Source organism: Nonomuraea sp. NPDC050153, from assembly GCF_044460125.1.
Lineage (GTDB): Bacteria > Actinomycetota > Actinomycetes > Streptosporangiales > Streptosporangiaceae > Nonomuraea.
Genome location: NZ_JBITJQ010000012.1, coordinates 129,735 through 142,411 on the forward strand (window position 1 = coordinate 129,735; position 12,677 = coordinate 142,411).

Sequence of the window (12,677 nt, forward strand, 5' to 3'; positions counted from 1 at the left end):
GATCGCACCCTTCTGGCCGCACCCCGAGTTACCGCAAGGTTTCCGACAGATCCGGAACTTCGCCACAAATCCGTATGCAGTCGCTATCGTACGTAACGATCAGCCGCCCCCGTCTCAGGAGTCACTTCTCTCATGCCGCAAGTCGAACCGCTGCGGGAGGACGACCCGGCGAAGGTAGGGGAATACCGCTTACTCGGGCGGCTGGGCGCGGGCGGTCAGGGGACCGTCTACCTCGGGCAGGCTCCCGGCGGGAGCCCCGTGGCGGTCAAGGTGCTGCGCGAGGGCGCGGGGTTCGACGACAGGCTGGCGAAGGAGATCGCGGCCGCGCGCCGGGTGGAGCCGTTCTGCATCGCCCAGGTGCTGGACGCCTCGCTGGACGGCCCGCGGCCGTACATCGTGACCGAGTACGTGGACGGGCCGTCCCTGCAGCAGGCCGGTCACCACAGCGGGGCCGACCTGCAGCGGCTCGCGGTCGCCACGGCCACCGCGCTGGCCGCCATCCACCAGGCGGGCATCGTGCACCGGGACTTCAAGCCCGCGAACGTGCTGCTCGGCCCCGGAGGGCCGCGCGTCATCGACTTCGGCATCGCCCGCGCCATGGACGACGCCATCACGCATACGAGCAGCATCGTCGGCACGCCCGCGTACATGGCGCCCGAGCAGCTGGCGGGGCAAGCGGTGGGGCCGCCCGCGGACGTGTTCGCCTGGGCGTCGGTCATCGTGTGGGCGGCCAACGGGACGCCGCCGTTCGGGCATGACACGCTGCCCGCCATCATCAACCGCATCCTCCACAACGAACCCCAGCTGGGCGATCTCCCGCATTCGTTGCGGGGCATCGTGTACGACTGCCTGGCCAAGGATCCGCATGCCCGGCCGACGATGCGGGATGTCATCCTGCGGCTGCTGAGCGGGCAGAATCCCACCGCTGGCGGCGGCCAGGGCCCTCAGCCGCCACAGCACCTCTTCCAGCCGCCGGGATCGGGGACGGCGGGGTCGGGGGCGGTGCCCGGGGTTCCCCAGGGGGTGGGGCCAGGCCCGGGACCGGGGCCCGCCTGGGGACCGATGCCCGGCCAGGGGCAAGGGCCGATGGCGGGGGCCCGAGGGCGGGGGTCGGCGGGGCGGCGGATCGTGCTTCCGGTGGCCGTCGGGGTGTCGGGGGTCATGGTGGCGGCGCTGGTCGGCGGTGTCGTCTGGCTCGCCCCCTGGTCGAAGCAGACCGGCGGGGCGTCGCTCGCCGCCGATGGGCCCAGCCCGTCCGCCACCACCCAGACCACGAAACACCGCACGGCCACGAAGACGCCGCCTCAGAAGACCCGCAAGCCCACCCGCGAACCCACCCAGAAGAACACCCCCAAGACCACGCCGACGACGCCCTCGACGACGCCCGCCCCCAAGCGCACCACGGCCCGCCCGACCTCCACTCCCACCCCCGCCAAGACCACCAAGAAGCCGGTCGCGAACGCCAGGGTCAGCATTCTCGAGATCGAGCTGTTCGGCGGCCCGGGCCAGAGCCAGGGAAGCGGCTGCTACATGCCGCCGGTCCACTTCCAGACCAACGTGGAGTCGTCCCGGCAGAAGGTGTGGATCTCCTACACGTGGCTGCTCGACGGCAAGGCTGTCTCGCGGAACAGGTCCTGGGTGTCCGAGGGCGGGTACACCGCGTTCGCGACCTCCGGCCAGTACATGCTCAAGGCCGGACGCCACACGGTCGCCCTCAAGGTCACCTCGCCGTCGGCGACGCAGAAGAGCATCTCGTTCGACGTCTGCGCCATCGAGACATGATGGCGCCGGAGTTCATCGGCCCGTACCGGGTCGTCAAGCAGCTCGGTGAGGGCGGCCAGGGCGTGGTCTACCTGGCCACCGCCCCCGACGGCACGCGGGTCGCCGTCAAGGCGCTGCGTGAGGGGCTGCCGGGTGACGGGCGGTTCGCGAAGGAGATCGCGGCCGCGCGCCGGGTGGAGCCGTTCTGCATCGCGCAGGTGCTCGACGCCTCGCTGGGCGCGCGGCCGTACATCGTGACCGAGTACGTGGACGGACCCTCGCTCCAGCAGGCCGGTCTCCATGCCGGGGCCGACCTGCAGCGGCTCGCGGTCGCCACGGCCACCGCGCTGGCCGCCATCCACCGGGTCGGCGTGGTCCACCGCGACTTCAAGCCCGCGAACGTCCTGCTCGGGCGGGACGGGCCGCGCGTCATCGACTTCGGCATCGCCCGCGCGATGGACGCCGCGCTGACCCGTACCAGCAGCGTCGTGGGGACGCCCGCGTACATGGCGCCCGAGCAGTTCATGGGCGCGCCCGCGGGTCCGGCGGTGGACGTGTTCGCGTGGGGGGCCGTGATGGTGTACGCGGCCACGGGCGCCCCGCCGTTCGGCAACGACTCCGTGCCTGCGGTGCTCCGGCGGATCCAGTACGAGGAGCCGCAGCTCGGCGACCTCCCGCATCCGTTGCGGGGCATCGTGTACGCCTGCCTGGCCAAGGACCCGGCGGCCCGCCCGGCCATGCACGACGTCCTCTTCCAGCTCATCGGCGGCCAGGCGCCCCCGCTTCCGGGCGGTCCGGCTCACGTCGCCTTCCCAGGTCCGGCGGGGCAGGGCCCAGCGCACATGGGCCCAGGGCATGCAGCCCCGGGCTCAGCGCCCATGGGTCCGGGGCCCATGGGTCCGGGGCACGTGGGTCCGGGGCACGTGGGTCCGGGGCACGTGGGTCCGGGGCCGTTTCCGGGAGGGCCCGCGCACGTGGCCGTCCCCGGTCAGGCGCCTTTCCCGGGCGGGCCCGGCCCGAACCGGGGACCCGCGCAGCCCCCCGGCGGCCCCTTCCCCCACCAGCCGCCGATCTCCCACCTCCGGACCGACCCCGGACGGTCGGCCTCCGGCAACCGGCTCATCCTCGCGTTCGTCGCCGGCGGGACCGCGGTCGTCATGACCGGCGCCGTGGCGGCCGCCTGGGCCTGGGCGCCCTGGTGGCCCGGCCGGGCCACCACCGCCAACATCGTCACGGCCTCCACCCCCACCGTCTCCGGCACGGGCGCCGGGGCGAAGGAGCCCGCCAAGACCCCGCACCCCACCAAGACCCCCAAAACCCGGAAAACTCCCAAGACCTCCGAGACCCCCAAGGCCACCACCACGACCCGCCCCACCGCGGAGCCCAGCGTCAGCCCCACGTCCAAGCCCACCACGAGGCCGACGAAGAGCCCCACCACGAAGCCCAGCACGTCCAGACCGACCGCGACCAGCGGTGGCGGGGTGAAGTCCGTGACCTTCACGTACGAGGGCTACAAGCTGAGCGGCTGCTGGCGCAACGACACGAACATCTGGGCCAAGGTCTCGGCCACGGGCACCTACAGCTACCGATGGCTCGTCAACGGCCAGAACCAGGGCAGGCAGGAGGGCACACCGTCGTCGAAACCCCTGCTGCCGTCCATCACGTGGAAGGGGGCCGGGACGTACAACATCGTCTTCGAGGTGGTCACCCCCGCGAGGTTCACGAAGACCGCCTCGGTGAAGATCTGCAGCAACAGCGAAAGCTGGGGCGAGGGGTGGCCTGACTAGCCCTGCCCCTTGGCCAGGAGTTCTTCGAACGTGGTCGCGGGGTGCCCGGTGAGCGTGGGGATCCCGTCGCCGACCCCCTCCAGCTCACCGGCCGCGATGGCCTGGTACGTCGACACCCACGCCGCCACCTGCCAGTCGGGCGCGTGGTAGCCGCGGCGGGACTCGTACGCCTCCTCGACCGTCTCCGGGTGGTACGCGACCGCCCGCCCGGTCGCCCCGGTCAGCGCGGCGGCCACCTCGTCCAGCGTCAGAGCCGCCGGCCCGGTGAGATCGTAGGTCGCCCCCTCGTGCGCGCCCGGATCCAGCAGGACCGCGGTCGCCGCCTCCGCGATGTCGTCCTGGGCCACCGCCGCGACCCGCCCCTGCCCGGCGGGGCCGCGGATCACGCCGTCCTCCCCCACCATGCCCGGCAGGAAGTCGGCGTACAGGTTGTCGCGCAGGAAGGTGAACGGCAGGCCGCTGTCGCGGATGTGCTGCTCGGTGGCCCAATGGTCGCGCGCCAGCGTGAACGTGGCATCCGGGGCGGCGCCGTAGAACGAGATGTACACCAGGTGCGCGACACCGGCGTCGCGGGCGGCGTCCACGAACGTGCGATGCCGGTCGAGGCGGTCGGCGCTCTCCGACGCGGACACGAACAGCACGGTCGAGGCGCCTTCGAGAGCCCGCCGCATCGCGCCGGGGTCGCCGTACTCGGCGCTGACCGCGCTCGCGCCCGCGAGCGGGGCGACGCGGTCTGCCTGCCGTGAGACGAGCCGCTGCTCGACCCCTGCGGCGGCGAGCAGCGTGGCCACCCGCCCGCCGAGGCGGCCGGTGGCACCCGTGGTGACGATGAAGCCCATACCGTCACCCTATTGCGCCCGGAGCTGTCAACCAGGCGTGCCCGTGCCCCGTCTTCTCATGGTCCCCATCCGTCGCAAGGAGTCGCCGTGCGTGTTCTGCTGCTCGTCCCAGCCGTCACCCTGTTGCTCTCGTCCGCCGCCGCCCGGGCCGACGTCGTGGAGTACGAGTGCAAGGTCCGTGCCACCGGCGAGACGCAGGACGTGAAGATCGAGGTCGAGCTGACCGTGCCCACGGACGCGCAGGTGGGCGTGCAGCTGGCCATCGGCTGGCGCGGCTCGTACGTCGAGGGCTCCGAGTTACGCGCCCCCGCCACGGGCCTGGAGGACGACCTCAACCTGTACGCCTACGCGGGCATCAGCGGGATCGAGAAGCTGACGTCGGCCACCGGCGTCGCCGCGATCGGGCCGATCATCCCCGGAGCCCCCGTCCCGCTCCCCGCGACGGCGGTCGACATGAAGACCACACCCGACAACCCGGGCACCGGCACCGTGCACGCGGCCGCCGTCAACTTCGGCACCAGCCCCAGTGATCGCGCGATCGAGTGCGAGGTCAAGGACAAGGACGCCCTGACGCAGTACCCCCTCACCATCCCGGGAACCGACGAGACAACGAGTCCCGGCCCCACCGAGACGGCGACGAAGACCAGGACTCCGGCGGGCGCGGCCGACACCGGAGGCGGCGGTGAGGCGGGGCCCGATGGGCGGGTGCTGGTGGCGCTGGGCTCCCTGCTCGTCCTCACCTCCGCCACCGGCCTGGTCCTGCGGCGGCGCAGGCATGTGGCGGGTTTGTAGCGGCCCTGTAGGACCCGGCCTGATCGTTTACGGCAGAGGGGCGCAAGAGGCTCCTCGTCCCGGACAACGAGGGAGAGTCCCATGGTCAAGACTGTTCGCCGGTACGCCAAGTACGCCATCAGCACGCTGTCGACCGCGGTTTTCGTCCTCAACGGCTGACACACGGGTGTCCCCCGGGCGCTCCCGGCCTGGGGGACACCGCACCATCGCGACAGAAGGGTGAGGCGTGTTCGGCACAGCGGTGCGGCAACTGGGCTACGCGTGGACGATGATGTCCGGCCGCAGGTTCCGGATCAAGGACGTGCGGGCGCTGGTGGAGGACACGCGGGCGACCATGGAGGCGTTCGGATCGCCCGGGGAGGGCTCCGACGACATGCTGGCCGCCGCCGACCCGGAGATCCAGGAGGACCTCACGAAGCGGCGACTGCGCCGCACGATCAAGCACGCCCGCGCGGAGGTCCCGTACTACCGCGGCCTGGAGTCGGACGACCTGGCCGCCGTCCCGCCCACCCCGAAGCAGGCGCTGCGCGGCATGTCCGCCGCGTTCGTCTCCGACCTGGCCCGTCCCGCCGTGCTCGCGCACACGACCGGCACGACCGGCAGCCCCACGCTCGTGTGGTTCTCCGCGTACGAGATCGAGCTGATGTCGTCCATGGCGGCGCTCGCCGCCATGCTGAACGGGGGCCTGCGCTCCGAGCACCTGTGGGCCAACGCCATCAGCTCCCGTTCCATCGCCCAGATCGTGGCCGAGCGGGCGGTGCCGATGACAGGCGCGGGCTTCGTGCACCTCGGCATGATCGACCCGCGCGCCACCCTCGACCGGCTGGCCACTCCGATGCACGTCCCCGGCAAACAGCCCCTGATCACACACCTGAACGTGACCGCCTCCTACCTGGCCGCGCTGGTGCAGGAGGCCGAGCGCGGTGGTTGGAGCCCGCGCGACTTCGGGCTGGTCGAGGTGACGTCCGGCGGTGAGGTGCTCACCGACGCGCTGCGCCTGCGCGCCGAGGAGGCCCTGGGGGCCAGGGTCTATGACGGCTACTCCATGACCGAGATCGCGCCCGTCACCGGCCGGGTCTGTGCCGACGGCCACCTGCATCTCCCCTCCGACCAGGGGCTGGTCGAGGTGCTCGACCCGGTCACCATGGAGCCCGCCGGGCCGGACTCGCCCGGCGTCCTGGTCATCACCCCGTACTCCACCTTCCGCGACACCACGCTGCTGCTCCGGTACGTCACCGGCGACCTGGTCAGAACCTTGCCCGAACCGCCCACGTGCGCGCTGGCGGCGATCCCGGCGACCTCCCGCATCCTGGGACGCGCCGTGGACGGCGAGGTGACCACCCGTGACGTCCTGGACCTGCTGCAGGGCGAGCACGCGCTGCCGCTGCCGAGCAGGTTCGCGATCGAGGACGGGATCCTGCATGTGGTGTCGGGCAAGGACGACCCGGCGCTGCTCGGCCGGCTGGAGGAGCGGGCCGCCGGGACGAAGCTCAAGGGCATCGTGCTGGTCGAGAGCCCCGACGACCTGCCGCACCCCTGCCACGTCCGGGCGGACCTGATCGAGCAGAGCTTCGAGCACGCCGCGCACCTCCCGATCGGAGTCCGATGACCGCGCACGTCCTGGGCCTGCACACGCTCATCGCGCTGACGGTCGCGCTGGCGGCCCTGTTCCTGTCCCGGTACGAGATCCCGCGCCCGCCGGTCGGCAAGTTCGTCGGGTCCGACATCGCCGTCATGATCGTGGCGCTGGTCGCGATGCCGTTCGCGTACCTGCACATCCCCGTCGGCATCGTCGTGACGGTCTTCGGCGTCGTGGTGTTCACGATCACGCAGCTCACGCTGGCGCCGGTGCTCGGCGGGCGGGCGGCGGCGATCGCGGCGGGGCTGCTGTGCGGCGGCGACGCGGCCGCGTACTTCGCCGGTTGGGAGCCCGCCGTCCTCGTGCTGAACGACGTGGCGGTGGTCCTGCTCGTCGTCGGCGTGGTGAACCTCTGGGTCCAGACGGCCGTCACCCCGAACCAGGTAGCCGCCCTGGCCGCCGCCCTGACCTGCTACGACACGTTCGCCACCGGGCTCAGCTCGCTCACGCTCGACTTCGTGGCGCGGCTGGACGGGCTGCCGTTCGCGCCCGTGCTGGCCACCCGCTACGGCGCCGACGCCTCGCTCGTCGGGCTGGGCGACTGCCTCATGCTCACGTTGTGGCCGCTGGTGGCGTACAAGAGGTACGGCAGGCGCGCCGGCTGGCTGGCGGCCGGGATCGACGCCGCGCTGCTGGTCGCCGCGGCCACGGCCTTCCTGGCCGGAAGCGGCGCGATCCCGCTGCTGACCCCGCTCGGCCCGCTCATCGTCGCGCAGTGGCTCTTCTGGCGCACCCGCCCCGTCCCGGCGCCGTCGCGGCCCCTGGTGGAGCGGGCGCTGGGCGAGGCGATCCCCCCGGGCGTGTGGGTGGCGCTGGCCGACGGCGACATCGCGGGCGAGGGCCCCACGCCGGGAAGCGCCCGGCGGGCGGCCCGGCAGTCGGGCGTCGCGACCGTCCCCGTGGTGCGGCACCGCCCGGCGGAATGAAGCCGCCCGCCCGAGTCCATCAGTCCTGGCCCGCCAGCCCGAGTCCGTCAGTCCTGGCCCGCCAGTCCTGGCCCGTCAGTCCTGGTCCGCGCTCAGGAACGCCTCGACCTGGGCCCGTTCCGGGCCGCTCTCGAACAGCTCGGCCGACTCTCGCCACACCGCCGCCGCGCACGTGTGCTCTCCCAGCTCGGCGTACGCGCGGCCGAGCTCCCTGAGCACGCGGGCCCGCCAGGTCGGCGGCCCGCCCGGCCCGAGCCCGTCGCGGGCGGTGACCAGCAGGCCGAGCGACTCCGCGGCGCGCCCCTGCCGCAGCCGCACCTCGCCCAGCGCGTACGTGGCCAGCGCCTCCCCCAGCCCGTCCCCGCACTCGCGGAAGAGCGACCTGGCCCGGTCGAGCGCGTCCACGGACTCGTCGTACCGCCCGAGCGCCCCCAGCGCCTCGCCGAGCCTGCGCAGCCCCTTGCTGGCCGCGACGCGATCCCCGATCAGCTCGCTGATCACCAGGCTCTCCCGGTAGCACCGCACGGCCTCGGCCACCTCGCCGCGCAGGTAGCAGGCGGTGCCCAGGGCCCGCAGCAGGTCGCCGCGCGCCCGCCGGTCGTCCCCTGCCTTGGCCAGCCGCTCCTGGCAGAGCCGCACCGCCTCGCCGTACCGGCCCAGCTCCATGTGGATGTAGACGGGCCACGTCCAGGCGTAGTCGAGGCCGCCCTCGTCGCCCAGCTCCTCCAGCAGGGCGATGGCCCGGTACGCGTCCTCCAGCCCCTCCTCGAACAGCCCCGTCCCGTGGAGGCAGGCCGCCCGGTTGATCAGCGCGTACGCGGCTCCATGCGAATCCCCGATCCGCCGACAATCCCGATATATCCGCTGGAAGTGCTCTCCCGCCGTCAGGTAGGCGCCGCGCGCCAGCGGCACCGCGGCCAGCAGGAGCTCGGCCCGCAACGCGATCCGCTCATTCGGCGCCGCCGCGATCACCATCCGCTGCAGCCGCTCCACGTCGTCGAAGAACCCCTCCAGGTTCAGGTACGCCGACAGATGGTGCGCCAGCTCGGCCGCCTCCTCCGCCATCCCCAGCTCGACGGCCGCCGACACGCTGTGGACGAGCGTCCTGCGCTCCGCGGCCAGCCACGCGATCCCCACTCCGTCGCCCACCTCAGCTGGTGCGGCCTGCGGGTAGGGCGGCGCCGTCGGAATGGGCAGGTCGCTGGTCGCCGCCCTGAGCCGGCGCAGGCACTCCAGCACGTGCCGGGCCAGCGCCGCCCGCTGCTCCACCGGGTCGTCCTCGACCCGGGCCCGCTCTTCGGCGAACACGCGTAACAGGTCGTGCAGCCGGTAACGCGGCTGCCCGGCCCCGTCGACCTCGCCCGAGTCGAGCATCCCCCTGGCGACCAGCGTCTCCAGCGCCGAGTCCGCCTCCAGCCCGGACGAGCCGAGCAGCGCCGCCGCCGACCACTCGGCGATGCTCCCCAGGTCGGCCAGCCCGAGCAGCCTGAACGCGCGCCGCGCCGGCTCCGGCAGGGCCGCGTAGCTCTCCCCGAACGTGCCCCGCACGTCCAGCCCGCCCACGATCAGCTCGTCGAGCCGCCGGTCCTCCAGCCTGCTGGCGAACACGCCGACCGGCCAGGAGGGGCGGATCGCCAGCCGCGCGCCCGCCACCCTGATCGCCAGAGGAAGCAACCCGCAGGCCTTGAGGATCACCCGCGCGGCCTCCGGCGCCGCGCGGAAGCGCGCCCCGCCCGCCACCTGCTCCAGCAGCAGCCGGGCGTCGTGCTCGCCGGGCAGGTCGAGCTGCAGCCGGGTGGCCCCTTCCAGGGCGGGCAGCCGCGACCTGGACGTCACCAGCACGCAGCTCCGCGCGGTGCCCGGCAGCAGGTGGCGCACCTGCGTCTCGTCCTGGGCGTCGTCGAGCACGATGAGCACGCCCATGTCGGCCAGGCGCTGCCGCAGCAGGCTCGCCCGCTCCCCCAGCGGCCCCGGGATCAGCGTGCCGTCCACGCCCAGCGACCGCAGCAGCTCGCCGAGCAGGTCCTCAGGGCGGCGCGGGCCGGCCGCGTCCCGGCCCAGCCGCAGGAAGACCTGGCCGTCGGGGTAGTCGGCGCGTAACAGGTGCGCGGCGTGCACGGTGAGCGTGGTCTTGCCCACCCCGGGCAGCCCCGACACGACCACGATGGGCGGCGACATCCGGTCCGGCCGGGCCCGCGCGGCGGGGAGCAGCGCGTCGAGCTCGGCCTTGCGGCCCACGAAGTCGGAGGTGTCGGCGGGCAGCTGGCACAGCGGCGCGCGGTGGGAGACCGTGGCGCTCGGCACGGGATCGCCGGCCAGCAGCGCGGCGTGCAGGTCGGCCAGCTCGCGGCCCGGCTCGATGCCGAGCTCGTTGCTGAGCACCGCGCGGGCCTGGCGGAAGGCGTCGAGCGCCTCGCTGCGCCGGCCGCCCCTGTGCAGGGCCAGCATGAGCTGCGCCCACAGCCGCTCGCGCAGCGGGTGGGCGGCGACCAGCGTGCGCAGCTCGGCCACCAGGTCCTCCCCGCCGAGCTCCAGCCGGACGTCGATCCACTCGGACCTGGCCAGGAGGAGCTGCTCCTCCAGCTCGGCGATCCTGGGCTCCATCGCGCTGCCGAGCCGGCCGTCCTCCGCGGGCCGGCCCCGCCACAAGGACACCGCCGCCTTGTAGGCGTGCTCCGCGGCCTGGTGCTCGCCCGCGTGCCGCGCGCGCCGCGCCCGGCGTAGGGCCTCCTCGAACGCGAGCAGGTCGAGTCGGTCGGGCGCCAGCTCGCACGCGTACCCGAAGGGCTCCGTGCGCAGGTGCAGCGCGGTGCCGCCCATGACGCGGCGCAGCTGCGAGACGTACGTCTGGAGGTTCGCCACGGCCGAGCGCGGCGGGTCGTCCCACACGGCGGCGACCAAGCGCTCGGTCGAAATGACGACATTGGGATGGAGCAGCAGGACGCTGAGGACCGCGCGCTGCTTGGCGCTCAGCCGAACCGGCCCATCCGCGCCTTGAACGCGCAAGGATCCCAGAATCGAGAAATCCATCGTGGCAGTCTCCCCGAGGCCGTCCGGACCCACGAGGCAGTACATCCCTTGCCAGATGTTTTGGCAACCGCCGACCTTGACGGGTCTAGTTTGATGTCATGGGATATTTGCCGATCGGCGAACACGGGCTGATCGGCGACCTGCGGACGGTCGCCCTGGTCGGCACGGACGGCACGATCGACTGGTACTGCTGCCCGCGCTTCGACGCGCCCAGCGTGTTCGGCTCGATCCTGGACGCCGAGCGGGGCGGCTGTTTCGAGCTGACCGCCGATCTCGACATGCGGACCAAGCAGTTCTACATCCCCGACACGAACGTGCTGGTCACCCGCTTCTTCGCGGACGAGGGCGTGGCCGAGGTCCAGGACTTCATGCCGGTCGTCGAGGAGGAGACGCACGAGGCCGACCGGCACCGGCTGATCAGGCGGCTGGTGTGCGTGCGCGGCTCGCTGCCGTTCCGCGTGCTGGTCGCGCCCCGGTTCGACTACGCCGCGCAGGAGCACACCGTGCGGATGCACGACGGGCTGGCCACGTTCGAGTCGCCCGGGCTCACCCTGACCCTGACCTCCACCGTCCCGCTGGAGAGCGACGGGCGTGACGTGCGGGCGCTGTTCACGCTCTCCGAGGGCGAGCAGGCCGTCTTCGCCCTCGACCGGGCGGGCGCGGGGCTCGGCCCGAAGTCGTGCGCGCTCGCCGAGGCCGAGCAGGAGCTGGCAGACACGGTGCGGTTCTGGCGGTCGTGGCTGTCCGGGTCCCGTTACCGCGGCAGGTGGCGGGAGATGGTGCATCGCTCGGCGCTGACGCTGAAGCTGCTCACGTACGCGCCGACCGGCGGCATCGTCGCGGCGCCCACCACGAGCCTGCCGGAGCAGATCGGCGGCCCGCGCAACTGGGACTACCGCTACGTGTGGGTGCGCGACGCGGCCTTCTGCGTGTACGCGCTGCTCAGGCTGGGCTTCACCGAAGAGGCCGAGGCGTTCATGAACTTCCTGTCGGAGCACGTCACGCTCGGCCGCGGCGAACACTCGGCCCCGCTGCAGATCATGTACGGCATCGACGGCCGCGTCGAGTTCCCGGAGCGCGAGCTCCCCCACCTGGAGGGCTACCGCGGATCGGCCCCGGTGCGCGTGGGCAACGCCGCCGCCGGCCAGCTCCAGATGGACATCTACGGCGCGCTCATCGACTCCGTCTACCTGTACGACAAATGGGGCAAGCCCATCTCCAGCGACCGCTGGGACGAGCTGTGCACGCTGGTCGACTGGGTCTCCGAAAACTGGGACCAGCCGGACGAAGGCATCTGGGAGACCCGCGGCGGGCGCAAGGACTTCGTCTATTCGAGGCTCATGTGCTGGGTGGCCATCGAGCGGGCCATGCGCATGGCCATCCACCGCGGGCTCCCGGCCGACATACCGCGCTGGCGCGAGGCCCGCGACGGCATCTACCGCCAGATCATGCGGCACGGCTACTCGTCCACGCTGAACGCCTTCGTCCAGCACTTCGGCGAGGACGTGCTGGACGCGTCGGTGCTGATGATGCCCCTGGCCAAGTTCGTCTCGCCCATGGACCCGAAATGGCTGTCCACGCTGGACGCCCTCGCCGAGGAGCTGGTCTCCGACTCGCTGGTGTACCGCTACGACCCCGAGGTCAGCCCCGACGGGCTGCAGGGCTCGGAGGGCACGTTCTCGATCTGCACGTTCTGGTACGTCGAGGCGCTGGCCAGGGCGGGCCGGGTGGAGGAGGCCCGCCGGGTCTTCGACAACATCCTGAGCTACGCCAACCACCTGGGCCTGTACGCCGAGGAGATCGGCCGCTCCGGGGAGCAGCTCGGCAACTTCCCCCAGGCGTTCACCCACCTGGCGCTGATCAGCGCCGCCTTCAATCTCGATCACGCCCTGGGTTGACGCGT

General features: G+C 72.8%; 8 protein-coding genes. 6 read left to right on the plus strand and 2 right to left on the minus strand.

What is annotated here, in order from left to right; all coding sequences use genetic code 11:
• Nucleotides 1-132 precede the first annotated feature (132 nt).
• Both ACIBQ1_RS28450 and ACIBQ1_RS28455 read left to right on the plus strand, forming a co-directional pair.
• Nucleotides 133-1,782: a serine/threonine-protein kinase gene (locus ACIBQ1_RS28450; protein ID WP_397282240.1), complete on the plus strand. Its 1,650-nt coding sequence runs from the start codon at nt 133-135 to the stop codon at nt 1,780-1,782.
• Nucleotides 1,779-3,548: a protein kinase gene (locus ACIBQ1_RS28455; RefSeq protein ID WP_397282241.1), complete on the plus strand. Its 1,770-nt coding sequence runs from the start codon at nt 1,779-1,781 to the stop codon at nt 3,546-3,548. The genes ACIBQ1_RS28450 and ACIBQ1_RS28455 overlap by 4 nt, the downstream gene beginning before the upstream one ends.
• Here ACIBQ1_RS28455 and ACIBQ1_RS28460 read toward each other — a convergent pair.
• Nucleotides 3,545-4,387: an SDR family oxidoreductase gene (locus ACIBQ1_RS28460; protein ID WP_397282242.1), complete on the minus strand. Its 843-nt coding sequence runs from the start codon at nt 4,385-4,387 to the stop codon at nt 3,545-3,547. The two genes, ACIBQ1_RS28455 and ACIBQ1_RS28460, sit on opposite strands and share 4 nt — an antisense overlap.
• 87 nt (nt 4,388-4,474) lie before the next feature.
• On the opposite strand from ACIBQ1_RS28460, the gene ACIBQ1_RS28465 reads away from it, so the two are divergent.
• From ACIBQ1_RS28465 to ACIBQ1_RS28475, 3 genes are all read left to right on the plus strand, one after another.
• Entirely contained in the window at nt 4,475-5,179 is a 705-nt protein-coding gene (locus ACIBQ1_RS28465; RefSeq protein WP_397282244.1) for a hypothetical protein, read from the plus strand.
• Nucleotides 5,180-5,405: 226 nt separating this feature from the next.
• The gene (locus ACIBQ1_RS28470; RefSeq protein WP_397282245.1) at nt 5,406-6,788 is read left to right on the plus strand and encodes a phenylacetate--CoA ligase family protein; all 1,383 of its coding nucleotides are present in this window, start codon (nt 5,406-5,408) and stop codon (nt 6,786-6,788) included.
• The gene (locus ACIBQ1_RS28475; protein ID WP_397282247.1) at nt 6,785-7,744 is read left to right on the plus strand and encodes a hypothetical protein; all 960 of its coding nucleotides are present in this window, start codon (nt 6,785-6,787) and stop codon (nt 7,742-7,744) included. The genes ACIBQ1_RS28470 and ACIBQ1_RS28475 overlap by 4 nt, the downstream gene beginning before the upstream one ends.
• A gap of 75 nt (nt 7,745-7,819) precedes the next feature.
• Here the strand turns inward: ACIBQ1_RS28475 and ACIBQ1_RS28480 are convergent, their stop codons facing one another.
• Nucleotides 7,820-10,750, minus strand: a complete 2,931-nt coding sequence (locus tag ACIBQ1_RS28480; RefSeq protein ID WP_397282249.1) for a BTAD domain-containing putative transcriptional regulator — start codon at nt 10,748-10,750, stop codon at nt 7,820-7,822.
• A 122-nt stretch (nt 10,751-10,872) separates the two neighbouring features.
• On the opposite strand from ACIBQ1_RS28480, the gene ACIBQ1_RS28485 reads away from it, so the two are divergent.
• The gene (locus ACIBQ1_RS28485; protein WP_397282250.1) at nt 10,873-12,672 is read left to right on the plus strand and encodes a glycoside hydrolase family 15 protein; all 1,800 of its coding nucleotides are present in this window, start codon (nt 10,873-10,875) and stop codon (nt 12,670-12,672) included.
• Nucleotides 12,673-12,677 lie beyond the last annotated feature (5 nt).

Excerpts from the sequence above, each read along its gene's own strand:
- ACIBQ1_RS28455 (WP_397282241.1), top strand. The coding sequence starts at position 1,779 with ATGATGGCGCCGGAGTTCATCGGCCCGTACCGGGTCGTCAAGCAGCTC.
- ACIBQ1_RS28450 (WP_397282240.1), top strand. The coding sequence starts at position 133 with ATGCCGCAAGTCGAACCGCTGCGGGAGGACGACCCGGCGAAGGTAGGG.
- ACIBQ1_RS28475 (WP_397282247.1), top strand. The coding sequence starts at position 6,785 with ATGACCGCGCACGTCCTGGGCCTGCACACGCTCATCGCGCTGACGGTC.
- ACIBQ1_RS28460 (WP_397282242.1), bottom strand. The coding sequence starts at position 4,387 with ATGGGCTTCATCGTCACCACGGGTGCCACCGGCCGCCTCGGCGGGCGG.
- ACIBQ1_RS28485 (WP_397282250.1), top strand. The coding sequence starts at position 10,873 with ATGGGATATTTGCCGATCGGCGAACACGGGCTGATCGGCGACCTGCGG.